Here is a 21,363-nt window from a genome sequence, read left to right as displayed (position 1 = left end):
CGCGATACGGTAACGTTCCGCGCGATGCGGAGGCATTCGAACAGCCACCGCACAGCAAGAGGCGGAACGGAAGCGGGCCCTCCCTGTCAGGCCGCGCACGCCCCGTCGCCTCGCGGCTCTAGGGGATCGATGACTGAGTATGGCCGGGGCCCAGGCTCCGAACCGTGGCATCCGGAGGACCCGTTGTACGGGGACGGCGGATGGGGCGGACAGCAGGCCCACGCGGGTCAGCAGTCCCCCTACGGCGGCCAGCCACAGGAGTATCCGGAGCAGCAGCAGTCGCAGCAGCAGTACGGCGACTGGGGCGACGGCGGTCAGTCCGCCTATGGTCAGCAGCCGCAGTACGACCAGTACGGGCAGCAGCATCCCGAGCCGCAGTACGACGAGTACGGCCGGCCGCGGTACGAACAGCAGTACGCCTCCCAGCAGCAGCAGCAGCAGCACCAGCAGCAGCAGCAGCAGCAGGGCTACGGTGACGGCGGCTGGGACACCGGCGCGCATCCCCCCGCGCAGTACCCCGCCGACCCGTCGGACCCCTACGGCCAGCAGCCGGCCGCCTTCGGTGCGGAGCAGCCCGACTTCTACGGCACCTCGGAGGCGTACCCGCCCCCGGAGCCGCCCGGCCGTCGGCGCAGCGAGCCCGAGCCGCGGCACGACGACTGGGACCCGGGTCCCGACCAGGGGGAGCACGCCTTCTTCGCGGGCGGGGACGCGGACGCAGAGGACGACGCGGGCGGGCGCGGGCGCGGTGACCGCAGGGGCGGCCGGGGAGGCAAGTCCAAGAAGGGACGCAACGGAGTCGCGTGCCTCGTGGTCTGCCTGGTGCTCGGCGGCGGCGCGGCGGGCGTCGCGTACTTCGGCTACCAGTTCTACCAGGAGCGTTTCGGCGCGGCTCCGGACTACGCGGGCGACGGCAACGGCGAGCAGGTGACCGTCTCCATCCCCAGGGGCGCCGGCGGCTCGACCATCGGCCAGGAGCTCAAGCGCAAGGGCGTGGTGAAGAGCGTCGACGCCTTCATCGCCGCCCAGCAGAGCAACCCCAACGGCAAGAGCATCCAGGACGGCGCGTACACGCTGCAGAAGGAGATGTCGGCCGAGAGCGCGGTCGAACTCCTGCTCAACCCGAAGAGCCGCAGCAACCTGATCATCGCCGAGGGCAAACGCAACGTCGACGTCTACAAGATGATCGACAAGCAGCTCGGTGTGGCCCAGGGCACCACGGCCAAGGTGGCCAAGACGGAGTGGAAGAGCCTCGGTCTGCCCGACTGGGCGGTCAACCACAAGAACGTGAAGGACCCGCTGGAGGGCTTCCTCTACCCGTCGAGCTACTCGGCGGCCAAGGGCCAGAAGCCCGCCGACGTGCTGAAGCAGATGGTGGCGCGGGCCGACGAGCAGTACAAGAGGATCGGACTCGAGGAGAAGGCCGAGGGCCTCGGCCTCGACGGACCGTGGCAGTTGCTCACGGTGGCGAGCCTGGTGCAGGCGGAGGGCAAGACGCACGACGACTTCCGCATGATGTCCGAGGTCGTCTACAACCGGCTCAAGCCCACCAACACCGAGACCAACCAGAAGCTCCAGTTCGACTCGTCCTTCAACTACCTGATGGGCCAGAGCAAGATCCACATCAGCGAGTCCGAGATCAACAGCAACATGGACCCGTACAACACCTACACCAACCGGGGCCTGCCGCCCGGACCCATCGGCAACCCCGGCGAAGAGGCCCTGCAAGCGGCGCTGACCCCCACGAAGGACGGCTGGATCTACTTCGTGGCCACCGACGGCGTGAGCAAGACCGAGTTCGCCAAGACACACGACGAGTTCCTGAAGCTGAAGGAAAAGTTCGATGCCAGCTCGGGCAACTGAGCGTCGTCGGGCAGCCGTGCTCGGCTCCCCGATCGCCCACTCCCTCTCCCCGGTACTGCACCGCACCGCCTACGCGGAGCTGGGCCTCGAAGGCTGGACCTACGACCGCTTCGACGTCGACGAGGCGGCGCTGCCGGACTTCTTCGAGAAGCTCGGCCCCGAATGGGCGGGGCTGTCGCTCACCATGCCGCTCAAGCGGGCGGTGATCCCGCTGCTCGACGGGATCAGCGACACGGCGGCCTCCGTGGACGCGGTGAACACCGTGGTCCTCACCGAGGACGGCCGAAGGACCGGCGACAACACCGACATCCCCGGCATGGTCGCCGCCCTGCGCGAGCACGGCGTGGAGAAGACCGAGACCGCCGCCATCCTCGGCGCCGGCGCCACCGCCTCCTCCGCCCTGGCCGCACTCGCCCGGATCTGCACCGGAGAGATCACCGTGTACGTGCGGAGCGAGGCACGCGCCGCCGAGATGCGGGGCTGGGCCGCGCGGCTGGACGTCGGCGTGCGCATCGCGGACTGGGCGGACGCCGAGGAGGCGCTGCGCGCCCCGCTGGTCGTGTCCACCACCCCGGCCGGCACCACCGACGCGCTCGCCGCCGCCGTACCCGAGATGCCCGCGACCCTCTTCGACGTGCTCTACGACCCGTGGCCGACCGCGCTCGCAGCCCGCTGGTCGGCTCACGGCGGCGCCGTCGTCAGCGGCCTCGACCTGCTGCTGCACCAGGCGGTGCTCCAGGTGGAGCGGATGACGGGCAGCTCGTCGGTACCGCTCGCGGCGATGCGGGCCGCCGGGGAGCGCGCGCTCGCCGGCGGCTGACCGCGGAGCACGTCCGCGCCTGCCGGAGGCGGTCCCCGGCGCACCTCGCCGCATGTCCGGCAAGCGGACCGATTCCGGCCCGTACCTGCGGACGTGGGAGGATCGTCAGTGGCGGACCGGGGCCGCGCACCCGGTCGGGCCGTTGCCGCACGCGGAGCAGACGCGTGCGCAGGGCATACCGGGGCGCGAGCACTGAGGAGCATCGTTGAGCAGGTTGCGCTGGCTGACCGCGGGGGAGTCCCACGGTCCCGCACTCGTCGCGACGCTGGAGGGACTGCCCGCCGGCGTGCCGATCACCACGGACATGGTGGCGGACCATCTGGCGAGGCGGCGGCTCGGCTATGGACGCGGTGCGCGGATGAAGTTCGAGCGGGACGAGGTCACCTTCCTGGGCGGCGTCCGGCACGGCCTCACCCTCGGTTCCCCGGTCGCGGTCATGGTGGGCAACACCGAGTGGCCGAAGTGGGAGCAGGTCATGGCGGCCGACCCGGTCGACCCCGAGGTGCTCGCCGGCCTCGCCCGCAACGCCCCGCTGACCCGCCCCCGGCCCGGCCACGCCGACCTCGCCGGTATGCAGAAGTACGGCTTCGACGAGGCCCGTCCGGTGCTGGAGCGTGCCTCCGCCCGTGAGACGGCGGCCCGTGTCGCCCTGGGCGCGGTCGCCCGGTCGTACCTGAAGGAGACGACGGGCGTCGAGATCGTCAGCCATGTCGTCGAGCTGTGCTCCGTGAAGGCTCCGCGGGGTGTGTACCCCACGCCGGGCGACGTCGACAAGCTCGACGCCGACCCGCTGCGCTGCCTGGACGCGGACGCCTCGAAGGCGATGGTCGCCGAGGTCGACCAGGCGCACAAGGACGGCGACACGCTCGGCGGCGTCGTCGAGGTGCTCGCCTACGGCGTCCCCGTGGGCCTCGGCTCGCACGTGCACTGGGACCGCCGGCTGGACGCCCGCCTCGCCGCCGCGCTGATGGGCATCCAGGCGATCAAGGGCGTCGAGGTCGGCGACGGCTTCGAGCTGGCCCGGGTGCCCGGGTCCGAGGCGCACGACGAGATCGTCAACACGCCCGAGGGCATCCGGCGGGTCTCCGGCCGCTCCGGTGGCACCGAGGGCGGTCTGACCACCGGCGAGCTGCTGCGGGTGCGCGCCGCGATGAAGCCCATCGCCACCGTCCCCCGTGCCCTGAAGACCGTCGACGTCACCACCGGCGAGGAAGCCGCCGCCCACCACCAGCGCTCCGACGTCTCCGCGGTCCCGGCCGCCGGCATCGTCGCCGAGGCGATGGTCGCCCTGGTCCTGGCGGACGCGGTGGCCGAGAAGTTCGGCGGCGACAGCGTGGCCGAGACCCGCCGCAACGTCACCTCCTACCTCGACCACCTGGCCATCCGGTGAGCGCCGCCCCGCTGCTCGTCCTCGTCGGCCCGATGGGCGTCGGCAAGTCCACCGTGGGACAGCTCCTCGCCGAGCGGCTCGGCGTCGGCTACCGGGACACGGACGAGGACATCGTCGCCGGTCAGGGGCGCACCATCGCCGACATCTTCGTCGACGAGGGTGAGGCGGCCTTCCGGGCCCTGGAGAAGGAGACCGTGCACCGGGCGCTCGCCGAGCACGACGGCGTCCTCGCCCTCGGCGGCGGCGCGATCCTGGACGCGGACACCCGCGGCCTGCTCGCCGGGCAGCGTGTCGTGTACCTCTCGATGGACGTCGAGGAGGCCGTCAGGCGGACCGGTCTGAACGCCGCCCGCCCCCTGCTGGCGGTCAACCCGCGCAGGCAGTGGCGCGAGCTGATGGAGGCCCGCCGCCACCTCTACGAGGAGGTCGCCACGGTCGTCGTGGCCACGGACGGCCGTACGCCCGAAGAAGTCACCCGAGCCGCCCTGGACGCACTGGAGTTGAAGGAAGCATGAGCGAGGCAGTCACCCGGATCCAGGTCGGCGGCACCGAGGGGTCCGACCCCTACGAGGTCCTGGTGGGACGGCAGCTCCTGGGCGAGCTCGGCGGCCTGATCGGCGCCCAGGCCAAGCGGGTCGCGGTGATCCACCCCGAGGCCCTGGCCGAGACCGGCGACGCGCTGCGCGCCGACCTCGCCGAGCAGGGCTACGAGGCCGTCGCCATCCAGGTGCCCAACGCCGAGGAGGCGAAGACCGCCGAGGTCGCCGCCTACTGCTGGAAGGCGCTCGGCCAGTCCGGTTTCACCCGTACCGACGTCGTCGTCGGTGTCGGCGGCGGCGCCAGCACCGACCTGGCCGGATTCGTGGCCGCGACCTGGCTGCGCGGCGTGCGCTGGATCGCCGTCCCGACCACCGTGCTGGCCATGGTGGACGCGGCCGTCGGCGGCAAGACCGGCATCAACACCGCCGAGGGCAAGAACCTCGTCGGCTCCTTCCACCCGCCCGCCGGCGTCCTGTGCGACCTGGCGGCGCTGGACTCCCTCCCGGTCAACGACTACGTCTCGGGCCTCGCCGAGGTCATCAAGGCCGGCTTCATCGCCGACCCGGCGATCCTCGACCTGATCGAGTCCGACCCACAGGCCGCGCGCACCCCGGCCGGACCGCACACGGCCGAGCTGATCGTGCGCTCGATCAGGGTGAAGGCGGAGGTCGTCTCCTCCGACCTCAAGGAGGCCGGCCGCCGCGAGATCCTCAACTACGGACACACGCTCGGCCACGCCATCGAGAAGAACGAGCGCTACAAGTGGCGCCACGGTGCCGCGGTCTCGGTGGGCATGCACTTCGCCGCCGAACTGGGCCGCCTCGCGGGCCGGCTGGACGACGCCACCGCCGACCGCCACCGCAGCATCCTCGGAGCGGTCGGGCTGCCGCTGCACTACCGCCACGACCAGTGGCCCAAGCTCGTCGAGAACATGAAGATCGACAAGAAGTCCCGCGGCGACCTGCTGCGCTTCATCGTCCTGGACGGCCTCGCCAGGCCCACCGTGCTGGAGGGACCCGACCCGGCCGTCCTCCTCGCCGCCTACGGCGAGGTGGGCGAGTAGTACCCCGGCGCACCTTAGGTCCGATCCGCCGTGCGCGACGGGCACTTCGTACCGCCCCCGGCCGTTCACCAAACGACGGCCGGGGGCGGTACCGTTCGGTCGGTCGTCCTCCCAGGCCCTTTAGGGTGTGGGGGAAAGCGGGGGGACCTCTCCTGCTGTCAGCGCCCATCGCCTGTACGAGACGGAGTGGCACCGGATGCAGCACGCAGTGGGTTCTCCGCTGCCGCCGCCCCATCAGCCGGGGCACGGACCGGCCGTCGGCTGGTCCCCGGCCGCGCACCACCCGGGCCCGCACCAGGGCCCCGCCCCCGTGCCGCCGCCCGCGGCGCCGGGCTACCCGATGCAGGCCCCGCCCCCGGTGGCGCCCCAGCAGGCCGCGGCCCCGCACCGGGCCCCGGGACCGCACCAGGCGGCGCCCGTCCCGCCCCCGCCGGACACCACCGGTCATGTACCGCTGCCGCCCGGGGGCCCCGTGGCCGTGCCCCCGGCCGCGGCCCCCGACCCCACGACGACCACCCTCGCGGTGCTGCTCATCGGACCCGCGGGCGCCGGCAAGACCAGCGTCGCCAAGTACTGGGCCGACCACCGCAGGGTCCCCACCGCGCACATCAGCCTCGACGACGTCCGCGAATGGGTCCGCTCCGGCTTCGCCGACCCCCAGACCGGGTGGAACGAGAACTCCGAGGCCCAGTACCGCCTCGCCCGCCGCACCTGCGGCTTCTCCGCACGCAACTTCCTCGCCAACGGCATCTCCTGCATCCTCGACGACGCCGTCTTCCCGGACCGCCCGGTCGTCGGACTCGGCGGCTGGAAGCGACACGTGGGCCCCGGCCTGCTCCCGGTCGTCCTCCTGCCGGGCCTGGACGTCGTCCTGGAGCGCAACGCCGAACGCAGCGGCAACCGCCGTCTCACCGACGAGGAGGTGGCCCGCATCCACGGCCGGATGGCCGGCTGGTACGGCTCGGGCCTGCCGATCATCGACAACTCCACCCTCGACGTGCCGGAGACGGCCCGGATCCTGGACGAGGTCCTGTCCCGTTCCATAGCGAGCCCGCCCACCTGGTGACGCGGGCGACCGAGCCGGGGTGAGGAGCGCGGAAGACCGCGCGATCCGCCCGCACCGGTGCCGCGGGCGCCCCACGACGGCCGTCCCCACCCCGGTCGGCGCACCCGGCGTGCCCAGTCGGCCTCTCCCGAGCGGCGCCCTTCGAGCGGAGCTCTTACGCTCGGCTCATGTCAGAGGTGTACGCGGCCCGCCGGACGCGCCTACGAGAACGCTGCAACGCGGGCGGCAGCGCGGCGGCGCTCGTCTCCCGGCCCGCCAACGTGCGCTATCTCGCGGGCGCCGCCCCGCACGGCGCCGTGCTGCTGCTGGGCAAGACCGAGGATCTGCTGGTCTGCTCCGGCCCACCGGACGACCGGCCCACGCAGGGCCGGCCGGACGAGTCCCTCCCGGTGCGCGCGCTGCCCGGACCCGGCGGCGATCCGGCCGTCTCGGCCGCCGGCCTCGCCGCGGCCCAGGGCGCGGAGTCCCTCGCCACCGAGGACCACCACCTCACCGTCGTCCGGCACCGCGCCATGGGCTCGGTCGCACCCCGGCTGCGCCTGACCGACCTCGGCCAGGCGGTCGAGCAGCTCAGGGTCGTCAAGGACGAGGAGGAGATCTCCTGCCTGCGCATCGGCGCCGAGATCGCCGACCAGGCCCTCGGTGAACTCCTGGAGTCCATCCTGGTCGGCCGGACCGAGCGGCACCTCGCCCTGGAACTGGAGCGCCGCCTGGTCGACCACGGGGCCGACGGCCCCGCGTTCCCCACCTCCGTCGGCACCGGCCCGAACTCGGGGCGCCGCGGCCACCGGCCCACCGACCGGCGGGTGGAGGAGGGGGACTTCCTCTCCGTCTGCCTCGGCGCGACCTACCGTGGTTACCGCTGCGAGATCGGCCGTACGTTCGTCATCGGCACCTCGCCGGCCGACTGGCAGATCGAGTTGTACGACCTCGTCTTCTCCGCCCAGCGGGCCGGCCGGGAGGCCCTCGCACCGGGCGCCGCCTGCCGTGATGTGGACCGCGCGGCCCGCCAGGCACTGGACTCGGCCGGGTACGCGGAGAACCTTCCGAGCCTCACCGGTCACGGCGTCGGACTCGAAATCGACGAGGACCCGCAGTTGGCCCCCGCGGCCATGGGTAAACTGGACGCTTGTGTGCCGGTCACCGTCGAACCGGGGGTCCACCTCCCGGGCCGGGGCGGGGTCCGGATCGATGACACGCTCGTCGTGCGCCCCGAGGCGGACGGCGGACCCGAGCTACTCACCATCACGACCAAGGAGCTGCTCGCGCTCTAGCCTCGCGCTGTGCGCATGTCTGCACCGGGGTCGTCCACGTCAGTCCAGTCCAGGAGATTCCGCAACCGTGGCTTCCACGAACGACCTCAAGAACGGCATGGTGCTCAAGCTCGAAGGCGGCCAGCTCTGGTCCGTCGTCGAGTTCCAGCACGTCAAGCCCGGCAAGGGCCCGGCCTTCGTGCGCACCAAGCTCAAGAACGTGCTTTCCGGCAAGGTCGTCGACAAGACCTTCAACGCCGGCGTCAAGGTCGAGACGGCCACTGTCGACAAGCGTGACATGCAGTTCTCCTACATGGACGGCGAGTACTTCGTCTTCATGGACATGGAGACCTACGACCAGCTGCACGTCGACCGCAAGGCCGTCGGCGACGCCGCCAACTTCCTGATCGAGGGCTTCACCGCCACCGTCGCCCAGCACGAGGGCGAGGTGCTCTTCGTCGAGCTGCCGGCCGCCGTCGAGCTGGTCGTCCAGGAGACCGAGCCGGGCGTCCAGGGCGACCGCTCCACCGGCGGCACCAAGCCCGCCGTCCTGGAGACCGGTCACCAGATCAACGTCCCGCTCTTCATCACCACCGGTGAGAAGATCAAGGTCGACACCCGCACGAGCGACTACCTCGGCCGGGTGAACAGCTAACCGTGGCTGCCCGCAACACGGCCCGCAAGCGCGCCTTCCAGATCCTCTTCGAGGGCGATCAGCGCGGCGCCGACGTCCTGACGGTGCTCGCCGACTGGGTGCGGCACTCCCGGTCCGACACCCGGCAGCCGCCGGTGAGCGAGTACACGATGGAGCTGGTCGAGGGCTACGCCGGGCGCGCCAAGCGCATCGACGAGCTCATCGCCCAGTACTCGGTCGGCTGGACGCTGGACCGCATGCCGGTCGTCGACCGCAACATCCTGCGTCTCGGCGCGTACGAGCTGATCTGGATGGACGCGACCCCGGACGCCGTCGTCCTGGACGAGATGGTGCAGCTGGCGAAGGAGTTCTCCACGGGCGAGTCGCCCGCGTTCGTCAACGGCCTGCTCGGCCGGCTGAAGGATCTCAAGCCCTCGCTGCGTCGCGACGACGAGAGCTGAGCGGCACCGCGGGAGACACCCACCATGCCGGAGGGCCCACAGCCACGTGCTGTGGGCCCTCCGGCGTTCTCCCGGCCGCGTCGCCCGCCCGGGATCATGACAAAACCGCCGGGGTGGCCGGAACCCATGGTCCCGGCCACCCCGGCGGCACGTTTCTGCTGAGCCTGCCTCGGCTCAGAGCTCCTCGTGGGACGCCACCGCGCGGCGCGCGTCCGCGTCCAGGACGCCCCAGCTGATGAGCTGCTCGGTGAGGACCGAGGGGGACTGGTCGTAGATGACGGCGAGCGTGCGCAGGTCGTCCTGGCGGATCGAGAGCACCTTGCCGTTGTAGTCACCGCGCTGCGACTGGATCGTGGCCGCGTACCGCTGCAGCGGGCCCGCCTTCTCGGCCGGCACCGTGGCCAGCCGCTCCAGGTCCAGGACCAGCTTCGGCGGCGGCTCGGCGGCACCGCCGGGGGTGGTGCCCGGCAGCAGCTCCTGGACGGGGACGCCGTAGAAATCCGCCAGCTCGGCGAGGCGCTGCACGGTCACGGCACGGTCACCGCGCTCGTACGAGCCGACCACGACGGCCTTCCAGCGGCCCTGTGACTTCTCCTCGACACCGTGGAGGGAAAGGCCCTGCTGGGTGCGGATGGCCCGGAGCTTGGCCCCGAGCTGTTTGGCGTATTCGCTGGACATATGGCTCCCCGGACAAGGTGTCGACGCGGACTGCTGTTGCGTGCCGCGCGGCTGGTGACTCACTGTGAGGTTACGCAGCGTTACTCTGCTGCGTCAAGCCGAATGGTCCGCACCGACGCTTCCGTGATATCCGCACTCCATTGCTCCAAGCGGGTGACATCGGGGCGGCGGAAGGGTGACGGGGGAGTGTCCGGGGGGTCATCGGGGCCGCTCTGTGAGCCTGATACCGTGGGTGACGCACATCCCGACGTCCTTTAAGGTCCGTCCCGTGAGGCGGAGAAGGAGGTCCGTTTCGTATGGACAAGCACAGCAGGCACGACGAGCGTGACGAGCCGGGCACACAGGCCGACGCGCAGTCGGACGCGAGGCCCGTTCTCGAAGGGCCCGACATCGCGCGGGTCCTGACCCGCATCGCCCACGAGATCGTCGAACGCGCCAAGGGCGCCGACGACGTGGTGCTCCTCGGCATCCCGACCCGGGGCGTCTTCCTCGCCCGCCGGCTCGCCGACAAGCTCGAGCAGATCACCGAGCGCAAGATCCCGGTCGGATCGCTCGACATCACCATGTACCGCGACGACCTGCGCATGCACCCGCCGCGCGCGCTGGCCCGCACCGAGATCCCCGGGGACGGCATCGACGGCCGCCTGGTCGTCCTCGTCGACGACGTGCTCTTCTCCGGCCGGACCATCCGCGCCGCCCTGGACGCGCTGAACGACATCGGCCGCCCGCGCGCGGTGCAGCTGGCGGTCCTCGTCGACCGCGGCCACCGTGAACTGCCCATCCGCGCCGACTACGTCGGCAAGAACCTCCCGACGTCGCTGCGGGAGACGGTCAAGGTCCAGCTCGCCGAGGAGGACGGTCGCGACACCGTGCTGCTCGGTGCCAAGCCGGCCGCCCCGGGCGCCCACCCGTAGCACCCCGCGTACGCGCCCGCGTGCCGTACGCCCGCTCGGTGTGCCCACACGCATGCCCGGCCGCCCGAATCATCCCGCTCTTCCGCAAGAATCGCCCTACGGAGCCTGTCAGATGCAGCGTCATCTCATCTCGGCCGCCGACCTCACCCGCGACGACGCCGTCCTGATCCTCGACACCGCCGAGGAGATGGCCCGGGTCGCGGACCGGCCGATCAAGAAACTGCCGACCCTGCGCGGCCGTACCGTCGTCAACCTCTTCTTCGAGGACTCGACCCGGACCCGGATCTCCTTCGAGGCGGCCGAGAAGCGCCTGTCGGCGGACGTCATCAACTTCACCGCCAAGGGATCGAGCGTCTCCAAGGGCGAGTCGCTCAAGGACACCGCGCAGACCCTGGAGGCCATGGGCGTCGACGCCGTCGTCATCCGGCACGGCGCCTCCGGCGCCCCCTACCGCCTGGCCACCTCCGGCTGGATCGACGCCCACGTCATCAACGCCGGTGACGGCACCCACCAGCACCCCACGCAGGCACTCCTGGACGCCTTCACCATGCGCCGCCGGCTGGTCGGCCGCGACGCCGGTCTCGGCAAGGACCTCGACGGCCGCCGCGTCACCCTGGTCGGCGACATCCTGCACAGCCGCGTCGCCCGCTCCAACGTCGACCTGCTGCACACCCTCGGCGCCGAGGTCACCCTCGTCGCCCCGCCCACGCTGCTGCCGGTCGGCGTCGAGACCTGGCCCTGCGACGTCTCCTACGACCTCGACTCCACCCTGACGAAGTCCGACGCGGTGATGCTGCTGCGCGTGCAGCGCGAGCGCATGAACGCCGCGTTCTTCCCCACCGAGCGCGAGTACTCCCGCCGCTACGGCCTCGACGGCGACCGCATGGCGAAGATGCCCGACCACGCCATCGTGATGCACCCCGGCCCGATGGTGCGCGGCATGGAGATCACCGCCGAGGTCGCCGACTCCGACCGCTGCACCGCCGTGGAGCAGGTCACCAACGGCGTCTCCATCCGGATGGCCGTCCTGTACCTGCTGCTCGGCGGCAACGAGCCCGCCGTCACCCACGCCCGCACCACCGAGGAGAAGTAAGACGATGAGCAAGACCCTGATCCGCGGTGCGAAGGTGCTCGGCGGCGAGCCGCAGGACGTACTGATCGACGGCGGTACCGTCGCCGAGGTCGGCACCGGCCTCTCCGCCGAGGGCGCCGAGGTCGTCGAGGCCGGCGGCAAGGTGCTGCTGCCGGGCCTGGTCGACCTCCACACCCACCTGCGCGAGCCCGGCCGCGAGGACTCCGAGACGGTCCTGACCGGCACCCGCGCGGCGGCGAGCGGCGGCTACACCAACGTCTTCGCCATGGCCAACACCTTCCCGGTCGCCGACACGGCCGGCGTGGTCGAGCAGGTCTGGCGGCTCGGCCAGGAGTCCGGCTACTGCGACGTGCAGCCCATCGGCGCCGTCACCGTCGGCCTGGAGGGCAGCAAGCTCGCCGAACTGGGCGCCATGCACGAGTCCGCGGCCGGCGTCACCGTCTTCTCCGACGACGGCAAGTGCGTCCACGACGCCGTGATCATGCGCCGCGCCCTGGAGTACGTGAAGGCCTTCGGCGGCGTCGTCGCCCAGCACGCCCAGGAGCCCCGGCTCACCGAGGGCGCCCAGATGAACGAGGGTGTCGTCTCCGCCGAGCTGGGCCTCGGCGGCTGGCCTGCCGTCGCCGAGGAGTCGATCATCGCGCGGGACGTGCTGCTCGCCGAGCACGTCGGCTCCCGCGTCCACATCTGCCACCTGTCGACGGCCGGCAGCGTCGAGATCGTCCGCTGGGCCAAGTCCCGCGGCATCGACGTCACCGCCGAGGTCACCCCGCACCACCTGCTCCTCACCGACGAGCTGGTCCGGTCGTACAACCCGGTCTACAAGGTCAACCCGCCGCTGCGCACCGAGCGCGACGTGCTCGCCCTGCGCGAGGCGCTCGCCGACGGCACCATCGACATCGTCGCCACCGACCACGCCCCGCACCCGCACGAGGACAAGGACTGCGAGTGGGCCGCCGCCGCCATGGGCATGGTGGGCCTGGAGACCGCGCTGTCGGTGGTCCAGGAGACCATGGTGGACACGGGCCTGCTGGACTGGGCCGGCGTCGCCGACCGGATGTCCTTCAAGCCCGCGCAGATCGGACAGGCCACCGGGCACGGCCGTCCCGTCTCGGCTGGTGAGCCCGCCAACCTCACCCTCGTCGACACGGCATACCGTGGCCAGGTGGACCCCGCGGGCTTCGCCTCGCGCAGCCGCAACACCCCCTACGAGGGGCGTGAGCTGCCGGGCCGTGTGACACACACGTGGCTGCGGGGCAAGGCCACGCTCGTCGACGGGAAGCTCACGTGACACCTGTAATCCTGCTGGCCGCCGAGAAGGAATCGGCGGAAGTGACCGACTGGGCCGCCCGTATCGGCTGGGTCGTCGGCCTCGGCCTGTTCGTCGCGCTCGTCTACTGGCTGATGCGCGAGGGCTGGAAGTGGCGCAGCACCCTCCAGTCGGACCTGCCGGAGCTGCTCGGCGCGCCGGACGCCCCCGGCCCGGCGAGACTGGGCATGAGCGGCCGCTACCACGGCTCCACCACCGCCGGTCAGTGGCTGGACCGCATCGTGGCGCACGGCCTGGGCACCCGCAGCCGGGTCGAGCTCACCCTGACGGACGCGGGACTGGACGTGGTGCGGCCCGGCGCGACCGACTTCTTCGTCCCCGTCACCGCGCTGCGCGAGGCCCGGCTCGACAAGGGCATCGCCGGCAAGGTGCTCACCGAGGGCGGCCTGCTGGTCGTCACCTGGGAGCACGGCGACAAGCTGATCGACTCCGGTTTCCGCTCCGACCACGCGGCCGAGCACAACGAGTGGGTCGAGACCCTGAACGACATGATCAACAAGACGGAAACGGAAGGCGCACGATGACGACCTCCACCAGGGGAGTGACCAGGACTCCCGCCGTACTCGTCCTGGAGGACGGCCGGATCTTCCGCGGCCGTGCCTACGGGGCCGTGGGGGCCACGTTCGGCGAAGCCGTGTTCTCCACCGGTATGACCGGCTACCAGGAGACCCTCACCGACCCGTCGTACCACCGCCAGGTCGTCGTGATGACCGCGCCGCACGTGGGCAACACCGGCGTCAACGACGAGGACATGGAGTCCAAGAAGATCTGGGTCTCCGGCTACGTCGTGCGCGACCCCGCGCGCGTGCCCTCCAGCTGGCGCTCGACGCGCACGCTGGACGAGGAGCTGGCCGCCCAGGGCGTCGTCGGCATCTCCGGCATCGACACCCGCGCCCTCACCCGCCACCTGCGCGAGCGCGGCGCCATGCGCGTCGGCATCTTCAGCGGCGAGGCGCTCCAGGACGACGCCGCGCTGCTGGCCCGCGTCCAGGAAGCCCCCGAGATGACCGGCGCCGACCTCTCCGCCGAGGTCGCCACCACCGAGGCGTACGTCGTCCCGGCGATCGGCGAGAAGAAGTTCACCGTCGCCGCGATCGACCTCGGCATCAAGGGCATGACCCCGCACCGCATGGCCGAGCGCGGCATCGAGGTGCACGTCCTGCCCGCCACGGCCACCGTCGAGGACGTCTACGCCGTCAACCCCGACGGCGTGTTCTTCTCCAACGGCCCCGGCGACCCCGCCACCGCCGACCACCCGGTCTCCGTGATGCGGGGCGTCCTGGAGCGCGGTACCCCGCTGTTCGGCATCTGCTTCGGCAACCAGATCCTGGGCCGTGCCCTCGGCTTCGGCACCTTCAAGCTGAAGTACGGCCACCGCGGCATCAACCAGCCGGTGCAGGACCGTACGACCGGCAAGGTCGAGGTCACCGCGCACAACCACGGCTTCGCCGTCGACGCCCCGCTCGACAAGGTCTCCGACACCCCCTACGGGCGCGCCGAGGTCTCCCACGTCTGCCTCAACGACAACGTGGTGGAGGGCCTGCGGCTGCTCGACAAGCCGGCCTTCAGCGTCCAGTACCACCCCGAGGCGGCGGCCGGCCCGCACGACGCCGCCTACCTGTTCGACCGCTTCACGTCTTTGATGAGCACCGCTTCGATGGAGGGCCAGCGTGCCTAAGCGCACCGATATCCAGTCCGTCCTGGTCATCGGCTCCGGCCCGATCGTCATCGGCCAGGCCGCCGAGTTCGACTACTCCGGCACCCAGGCCTGCCGCGTGCTCAAGGCCGAGGGCCTGCGCGTCATCCTGGTGAACTCCAACCCGGCGACGATCATGACCGACCCGGAGATCGCCGACGCCACCTACGTCGAGCCGATCACCCCCGAGTTCGTCGAGAAGATCATCGCCAAGGAGCGCCCCGACGCGCTGCTGCCCACCCTGGGCGGCCAGACGGCGCTCAACACCGCCATCTCGCTGCACGGCAACGGCGTCCTGGAGAAGTACGGCGTCGAGCTCATCGGCGCCAACGTGGAGGCCATCAACAAGGGCGAGGACCGCGACCTGTTCAAGGAGGTCGTCGAGGAGGTCCGCAAGAAGATCGGGCACGGCGAGTCGGCCCGCTCCTACATCTGCCACTCCATGGACGACGTCCTCAAGGGTGTCGAGGAGCTCGGCGGCTACCCGGTCGTCGTCCGCCCCTCCTTCACCATGGGCGGCGCCGGCTCCGGCTTCGCGCACGACGAGGAGGAGCTGCGCCGCATCGCCGGGCAGGGCCTCACCCTCTCGCCGACCACCGAGGTGCTCCTGGAGGAGTCCATCCTCGGCTGGAAGGAGTACGAGCTGGAGCTGATGCGCGACAAGAACGACAACGTCGTGGTCGTCTGCTCCATCGAGAACTTCGACCCCATGGGCGTCCACACCGGCGACTCGATCACCGTCGCGCCCGCGATGACGCTGACCGACCGCGAGTACCAGGTGCTGCGCGACGTCGGCATCGCGATCATCCGCGAGGTCGGCGTCGACACCGGCGGCTGCAACATCCAGTTCGCGGTGAACCCGGCCGACGGCCGCGTCATCGTCATCGAGATGAACCCCCGCGTGTCGCGTTCCTCGGCGCTCGCCTCCAAGGCGACCGGCTTCCCGATCGCGAAGATCGCGGCCAAGCTCGCCGTGGGCTACACACTGGACGAGATCCCCAACGACATCACGCAGGAGACCCCGGCCTCCTTCGAGCCGACGCTCGACTACGTGGTGGTCAAGGCTCCGCGCTTCGCCTTCGAGAAGTTCCCGTCGGCTGACTCCACGCTGACCACCACCATGAAGTCGGTCGGCGAGGCCATGGCCATCGGCCGCAACTTCACCGAGGCCTTCCAGAAGGCGCTGCGCTCGCTGGAGAAGAAGGGCAGCCAGTTCACCTTCGTCGGCGAACCCGGCGACAAGGCCGCTCTCCTCGAAGAGGCCGTCCGGCCCACCGACGGCCGGATCAACGCCGTCATGCAGGCCATCCGCGCCGGCGCCACGCCCGAGGAGGTCTTCGAGTACACGAAGATCGACCCGTGGTTCGTCGACCAGCTCTTCCTGATCAAGGAGATCGCCGACGAGCTCGCCGAGGCGCCCGAGCTGACCGCCGCCCTGCTCGCCGAGGCCAAGCGGCACGGCTTCTCCGACCAGCAGATCGGTGAGATCCGCGGCCTGCGCGAGGACGTCGTCCGCGAGGTCCGCCACGCGCTCGGCATCCGCCCGGTCTACAAGACGGTCGACACCTGCGCCGCCGAGTTCGCCGCGCGGACGCCGTACTTCTACTCCTCCTACGACGAGGAGACCGAGGTCGCGCCGCGCGAGAAGCCCGCGGTGATCATCCTGGGCTCCGGTCCGAACCGCATCGGCCAGGGCATCGAGTTCGACTACTCCTGCGTCCACGCCTCCTTCGCGCTCAGCGACGCCGGCTACGAGACCGTGATGGTCAACTGCAACCCGGAGACCGTCTCCACCGACTACGACACCTCCGACCGGCTGTACTTCGAGCCGCTCACGCTGGAGGACGTCCTGGAGATCGTCCACGCGGAGAAGCAGGCCGGCCCCATCGCGGGCGTGATCGTCCAGCTCGGCGGCCAGACCCCGCTGGGCCTGTCCCAGGCGCTCAAGGACAACGGCGTGCCGGTCGTCGGCACCTCGCCCGAGGCCATCCACGCCGCCGAGGACCGCGGCGCTTTCGGCCGGGTCCTGAAGGAGGCGGGCCTGCCCGCTCCCAAGCACGGCACCGCCACCACCTTCACCGAGGCCAAGGCCATCGCCGACGAGATCGGCTACCCCGTCCTCGTCCGGCCCTCCTACGTCCTCGGCGGACGGGGCATGGAGATCGTCTACGACGAGACCCGCCTGGAGGCGTACATCGCCGAGTCGACCGAGATCAGCCCGTCCCGCCCGGTCCTGGTCGACCGCTTCCTGGACGACGCCATCGAGATCGACGTCGACGCCCTGTACGACGGCGAGGAGCTGTACCTCGGCGGCGTCATGGAGCACATCGAGGAGGCCGGTATCCACTCCGGCGACTCGGCGTGCGCCCTGCCCCCCATCACGCTGGGCGGCTTCGACATCAAGCGGCTGCGCGCCTCCACCGAGGGCATCGCCGCGGGCGTCGGCGTGCGCGGCCTGATCAACATCCAGTTCGCCCTGGCCGGGGACATCCTCTACGTCCTGGAGGCCAACCCGCGCGCCTCGCGCACCGTCCCCTTCACCTCGAAGGCGACGGCGGTGCCGCTGGCCAAGGCCGCCGCGCGCATCTCGCTCGGCGCCACCATCGCCGAGCTGCGCGCCGAGGGGCTGCTGCCGGCCACCGGCGACGGCGGCGAGCTGCCGCTGGACGCGCCGATCTCCGTCAAGGAGGCCGTGATGCCGTGGTCCCGCTTCCGGGACATCCACGGCCGCGGCGTCGACACCGTCCTCGGCCCGGAGATGCGCTCCACCGGCGAGGTCATGGGCATCGACTCCGTCTTCGGCACGGCCTACGCCAAGTCGCAGGCGGGCGCGTACGGCCCGCTGCCGACCAAGGGACGGGCGTTCATCTCGGTCGCCAACCGCGACAAGCGCTCGATGATCTTCCCGGCCCGTGAGCTGGTGGCCCACGGCTTCGAGCTGATGGCCACCTCCGGCACCGCCGAGGTCCTCAGGCGCAACGGCATCAACGCCACCGTCGTGCGCAAGCAGTCCGAAGGAACCGGGCCGAACGGCGAGAAGACCATCGTCCAGCTGATCCACGACGGTCAGGTCGACCTCATCGTGAACACCCCGTACGGCACCGGAGGCCGCCTGGACGGCTACGACATCCGCACGGCGGCCGTGGCCCGTTCCGTGCCGTGCCTGACGACGGTCCAGGCGCTCGCCGCGGCGGTCCAGGGCATCGACGCCCTCAACCACGGCGACGTGGGAGTGCGCTCCCTCCAGGAACACGCCGAGTTCCTGACCGCGGCCCGCGACTAGCAGCCCCGAGGGGGACACCGGAAACGGTGTCCCCCTCTTCATGAGGGCAGTTCCTCATGAGGACACCGAGAGCCTGAGAGATGTACGAACTCTTCTTCCGCCTGGTCTTCCGACGCATGGACCCGGAGACCGCGCACCACCTGGCCTTCCGCTGGATCCGCCGCGCCGTCCGCGTCCCCGTCCTGCGCACCTTCGTCGCGGCCGTGCTCGCCCCCCGGTACAAGGAGCTGCGCACCGAGGCCTTCGGCCTGCGGATGCACGGCCCCTTCGGCCTGGCCGCCGGCTTCGACAAGAACGCGGTCGCCATCGACGGGATGGCGATGCTCGGCTTCGACCACGTCGAGATCGGCACCGTGACGGGGGAGCCGCAGCCGGGCAACCCCAAGAAGCGGCTGTTCCGCCTCGTCGGGGACCGAGCCCTGATCAACCGCATGGGCTTCAACAACGACGGCTCGCTCGCCGTGGCGGCCCGCCTGGCCTTCCGGACGCCCGTCTTCAGGACGGTCGTCGGCGTCAACATCGGCAAGACCAAGGTGGTGCCCGAGGAGGAGGCGGCCGACGACTACGTGAAGTCGGCCGAGCGGCTGGCCCCGTACGCCGACTACCTGGTCGTCAACGTGTCGTCGCCGAACACGCCGGGCCTGCGCAACCTCCAGGCGGTGGACCACCTGCGTCCGCTGCTGAGCGCCGTCCGCGAGGCGGCCGACCGCGCGGTCACCGCACGGCGCGTGCCCCTCCTGGTCAAGATCGCGCCGGACCTCGCCGACGAGGACGTCGACGCGGTCGCCGACCTGGCGGTGGAGCTGGGGCTGGACGGCATCATCGCCACCAACACCACCATCGCGCGTGAGGGACTGGGCCTCACCTCCTCGCCCGTCCTCGTCCGGGAGACCGGCGGCCTGTCCGGCGCCCCCCTCAAGGAGCGGTCCCTGGAGGTGCTGCGCCGCCTCTACGCGCGCGTGGGCGACCGGATCACCCTGGTGGGCGTCGGCGGCGTCGAGAGCGCCGAGGACGCCTGGCAGCGCATCCTGGCCGGTGCCACGCTCGTGCAGGGCTACAGCGCCTTCATCTACGAGGGGCCCTTCTGGGGCCGAGCCGTCCACAAGGGCCTCGCCGCGCGCCTGCGGCAGAGCCCGTACGCCACCCTCGCCGACGCGGTCGGCGCCGACGTGAGGAAGCCCCGATGAGCGGCACGACGGTACTCGAACCCTTCGGCGCCCGGCTGCGCCGCGCGATGGACGAGCGCGGCCCGCTGTGCGTCGGCATCGACCCGCACGCCTCCCTGCTCGCCGACTGGGGCCTGAACGACGACGTGGCGGGCCTGGAGCGCTTCAGCCGCACCGTCGTGGAGGCGGTGGCCGACCGGGTGGCCGTCCTCAAACCGCAGAGCGCCTTCTTCGAGCGCTTCGGTTCGCGCGGCGTCGCCGTCCTGGAGAAGTCGGTCGAGGAGGCCCGGGCGGCCGGCGCGCTGGTCGTCATGGACGCCAAGCGCGGCGACATCGGCTCGACCATGGCCGCCTACGCCGAGTCCTTCCTGCTCAGGGGCGCCCCGCTGTTCTCCGACGCGCTCACCGTCTCGCCGTACCTCGGCTACGGCTCCCTGAAGCCGGCCGTGGACATGGCGCGCGAGAACGGCGCGGGCCTCTTCGTGCTGGCGCTGACCTCCAACCCCGAGGGCGGGGAGGTCCAGCACGCGGTGCGGACCGACGGACGCGGCGTCGGTGCGACGATGCTGGCGCACCTGGCCGCCGAGAACGCGGGCGAGGAGCCCCTCGGCTCCTTCGGGGCGGTGGTCGGCGCCACCCTCGGCGACCTGTCGTCGTACGACCTGGACATCAACGGCCCGCTCCTGGCACCCGGCATCGGTGCCCAGGGAGCCGCCCCCGCGGACCTGGCGACGGTCTTCGGCGCCGTGTCGCGCAACGTCGTACCCAACGTCAGCCGGGGTGTTCTCCGTCACGGTCCCGATGTGGAGGCGTTGCGGACGGCCGCGGACCGCTTCGCGGAGGAGATCCGCAGCGCGGTCACGGCGGCCTGAGCCCGGATACATCCTCAAATCCGAGGCGGTATGTCTGGAATGTCCGTCCTGACGGAGGCTGACCAGGACTTTTCCGCTGTTCTCGCTGACTCTGGAGGACTTGGACGCTAGTCTCCGGGAAGAGTCAACGGGCGAGCGTGTTGCTCGTGGCTCCCCAGGTGTGGGGCGACTAGGTTCCTCACCGGTCCGTATCCGACAGTTCGACATCCGAGGTGACGTAGGCGTGGCTCTTCCGCCCCTTACCCCTGAACAGCGCGCAGCCGCGCTCGAAAAGGCCGCCGCGGCTCGCCGGGAGCGGGCCGAGGTCAAGAATCGACTCAAGCACTCCGGCGCCTCCCTCCACGAGGTCATCAAGCAGGGCCAGGAGAACGACGTCATCGGCAAGATGAAGGTCTCCGCCCTCCTCGAGTCCCTGCCGGGCGTGGGCAAGGTCCGCGCCAAGCAGATCATGGAGCGACTGGGCATCTCCGAGAGCCGCCGCGTGCGCGGGCTCGGTTCCAACCAGATCGCCTCCCTGGAGCGCGAGTTCGGCAGCACCGGCAGCTGAGTCCGGACCACTCCGGGATTGCTGGAATAATCGCTGCATGGCTGCAACACCCCGGGGGACGTCCCCCGTACCCCCGGACGCACGTCCGCGGCTGACCGTGCTCTCCGGCCCCTCGGGGGTCGGCAAGAGCACGGTCGTCGCCCATATGCGCAAGGAACACCCCGAGGTATGGCTGTCGGTCTCGGCGACGACCCGCCGGCCCCGCCCCGGCGAGCAGCACGGCGTCCACTACTTCTTCGTCACCGACGACGAGATGGACAAGCTGATCGCCAACGGTGAGCTGCTGGAGTGGGCGGAGTTCGCGGGAAACCGCTACGGCACGCCCCGCGCGGCCGTACTGGAGCGCCTGGAGGCCGGTGAGCCGGTGCTCCTGGAGATCGACCTTCAGGGCGCACGGCAGGTCCGCGAGTCCATGCCCGAGGCGCAGCTCGTGTTTCTGGCCCCGCCCTCCTGGGACGAACTGGTGCGTAGGCTCACCGGGCGGGGGACCGAGCCGCCGGAGGTGATCGAGCGCCGCCTCGCCGCGGCCACGGTCGAGCTGGCGGCCGAGCCGGAGTTCGACCAGACCCTGGTCAACACCTCCGTCGAGGACGTGGCCCGCGAGCTGCTAGCCTTGACGAACGTCGTGTGATCGTTCCTGGTCCGCCGGTCCCGACCGATCGGCCGACCGGTCACCCGACTGAATCTTTCCCAT

20 protein-coding genes are annotated in these 21,363 nt (G+C 71.2%); 19 read left to right on the top strand and 1 reads right to left on the bottom strand.

Features of this window, described 5'->3' with window-relative positions; translation table 11 throughout:
- Positions 1-129: 129 nt before the first annotated feature.
- The 9 genes from mltG (at position 130) to nusB (ending at position 9,090) form a co-directional block, all read left to right on the top strand.
- On the top strand, positions 130-1,863 hold the full coding sequence (gene mltG / locus SAM23877_RS07145; RefSeq protein ID WP_053128022.1) for an endolytic transglycosylase MltG: 1,734 nt from the start codon (positions 130-132) through the stop codon (positions 1,861-1,863).
- Positions 1,844-2,683 (top strand): shikimate dehydrogenase, encoded by an 840-nt coding sequence (locus SAM23877_RS07140; protein ID WP_053128020.1) that lies wholly within the window; start codon positions 1,844-1,846, stop codon positions 2,681-2,683. The genes mltG and SAM23877_RS07140 overlap by 20 nt, the downstream gene beginning before the upstream one ends.
- Positions 2,684-2,888: 205 nt before the next feature.
- A complete protein-coding gene (gene aroC, locus SAM23877_RS07135; RefSeq protein WP_053128018.1) occupies positions 2,889-4,073 on the top strand; it encodes a chorismate synthase in 1,185 nt (394 codons plus the stop codon).
- Between the two features lie 32 nt (positions 4,074-4,105).
- Positions 4,106-4,588, top strand: coding sequence for a shikimate kinase (locus SAM23877_RS07130; protein ID WP_079030646.1), 483 nt, complete (start codon positions 4,106-4,108; stop codon positions 4,586-4,588).
- A complete protein-coding gene (aroB, locus tag SAM23877_RS07125) occupies positions 4,585-5,676 on the top strand; it encodes a 3-dehydroquinate synthase (RefSeq protein WP_053128015.1) in 1,092 nt (363 codons plus the stop codon). The genes SAM23877_RS07130 and aroB overlap by 4 nt, the downstream gene beginning before the upstream one ends.
- Positions 5,677-5,872: 196 nt before the next feature.
- Positions 5,873-6,742, top strand: coding sequence for a Pro-rich N-terminal domain-containing protein (locus SAM23877_RS07120; protein WP_053128012.1), 870 nt, complete (start codon positions 5,873-5,875; stop codon positions 6,740-6,742).
- Between the two features lie 167 nt (positions 6,743-6,909).
- Positions 6,910-8,016 (top strand): aminopeptidase P family protein, encoded by a 1,107-nt coding sequence (locus SAM23877_RS07115; protein WP_053128010.1) that lies wholly within the window; start codon positions 6,910-6,912, stop codon positions 8,014-8,016.
- A gap of 67 nt (positions 8,017-8,083) precedes the next feature.
- Positions 8,084-8,650 carry an elongation factor P gene (efp, locus tag SAM23877_RS07110; protein WP_053128008.1) on the top strand — a complete coding sequence of 189 codons (567 nt, stop codon included), beginning with the start codon at positions 8,084-8,086 and terminating at the stop codon, positions 8,648-8,650.
- 2 nt (positions 8,651-8,652) lie between these two features.
- On the top strand, positions 8,653-9,090 hold the full coding sequence (gene nusB / locus SAM23877_RS07105) for a transcription antitermination factor NusB (RefSeq protein ID WP_053128006.1): 438 nt from the start codon (positions 8,653-8,655) through the stop codon (positions 9,088-9,090).
- Between the two features lie 174 nt (positions 9,091-9,264).
- On the opposite strand, the gene bldD is transcribed toward nusB, so the two are convergent.
- Positions 9,265-9,768: a transcriptional regulator BldD gene (gene bldD, locus SAM23877_RS07100; protein WP_007447547.1), complete on the bottom strand. Its 504-nt coding sequence runs from the start codon at positions 9,766-9,768 to the stop codon at positions 9,265-9,267.
- Positions 9,769-10,064: 296 nt separating this feature from the next.
- Here bldD and pyrR point away from each other — a divergent pair, with 296 nt between their 5' ends.
- The 10 genes from pyrR (at position 10,065) to gmk (ending at position 21,300) form a co-directional block, all read left to right on the top strand.
- Positions 10,065-10,682 carry a bifunctional pyr operon transcriptional regulator/uracil phosphoribosyltransferase PyrR gene (gene pyrR, locus SAM23877_RS07095; RefSeq protein WP_053128004.1) on the top strand — a complete coding sequence of 206 codons (618 nt, stop codon included), beginning with the start codon at positions 10,065-10,067 and terminating at the stop codon, positions 10,680-10,682.
- 112 nt (positions 10,683-10,794) lie between these two features.
- Positions 10,795-11,775 (top strand): aspartate carbamoyltransferase catalytic subunit, encoded by a 981-nt coding sequence (locus tag SAM23877_RS07090; protein WP_053128002.1) that lies wholly within the window; start codon positions 10,795-10,797, stop codon positions 11,773-11,775.
- A 4-nt stretch (positions 11,776-11,779) separates the two neighbouring features.
- A complete protein-coding gene (locus tag SAM23877_RS07085) occupies positions 11,780-13,066 on the top strand; it encodes a dihydroorotase (RefSeq protein ID WP_053128000.1) in 1,287 nt (428 codons plus the stop codon).
- Positions 13,063-13,629, top strand: coding sequence for a PH-like domain-containing protein (locus tag SAM23877_RS07080; RefSeq protein ID WP_053127998.1), 567 nt, complete (start codon positions 13,063-13,065; stop codon positions 13,627-13,629). Before SAM23877_RS07085 ends, SAM23877_RS07080 begins: the two co-directional genes overlap by 4 nt.
- Positions 13,626-14,783 carry a glutamine-hydrolyzing carbamoyl-phosphate synthase small subunit gene (gene carA, locus SAM23877_RS07075; protein WP_053127996.1) on the top strand — a complete coding sequence of 386 codons (1,158 nt, stop codon included), beginning with the start codon at positions 13,626-13,628 and terminating at the stop codon, positions 14,781-14,783. The genes SAM23877_RS07080 and carA overlap by 4 nt, the downstream gene beginning before the upstream one ends.
- Positions 14,776-18,084, top strand: coding sequence for a carbamoyl-phosphate synthase large subunit (gene carB / locus SAM23877_RS07070; RefSeq protein WP_053127994.1), 3,309 nt, complete (start codon positions 14,776-14,778; stop codon positions 18,082-18,084). Before carA ends, carB begins: the two co-directional genes overlap by 8 nt.
- Before the next feature lie 80 nt (positions 18,085-18,164).
- Entirely contained in the window at positions 18,165-19,271 is a 1,107-nt protein-coding gene (locus SAM23877_RS07065) for a quinone-dependent dihydroorotate dehydrogenase (protein WP_053127992.1), read from the top strand.
- Positions 19,268-20,122 (top strand): orotidine-5'-phosphate decarboxylase, encoded by an 855-nt coding sequence (pyrF, locus tag SAM23877_RS07060; RefSeq protein ID WP_053127990.1) that lies wholly within the window; start codon positions 19,268-19,270, stop codon positions 20,120-20,122. Before SAM23877_RS07065 ends, pyrF begins: the two co-directional genes overlap by 4 nt.
- A 223-nt stretch (positions 20,123-20,345) precedes the next feature.
- Positions 20,346-20,669 carry an integration host factor gene (locus SAM23877_RS07055; RefSeq protein ID WP_003977346.1) on the top strand — a complete coding sequence of 108 codons (324 nt, stop codon included), beginning with the start codon at positions 20,346-20,348 and terminating at the stop codon, positions 20,667-20,669.
- A gap of 37 nt (positions 20,670-20,706) precedes the next feature.
- Positions 20,707-21,300, top strand: coding sequence for a guanylate kinase (gmk, locus tag SAM23877_RS07050; RefSeq protein ID WP_053127988.1), 594 nt, complete (start codon positions 20,707-20,709; stop codon positions 21,298-21,300).
- The last annotated feature ends 63 nt before the right edge of the window (positions 21,301-21,363 follow it).

Origin of the sequence: Streptomyces ambofaciens ATCC 23877, from assembly GCF_001267885.1 — a bacterium.
Classification (GTDB): Bacteria; Actinomycetota; Actinomycetes; order Streptomycetales; family Streptomycetaceae; genus Streptomyces; species Streptomyces ambofaciens.
The sequence above is the reverse complement of the archived record's forward strand: the minus strand, read 5'-3'. Positions and strand labels throughout refer to the sequence as shown.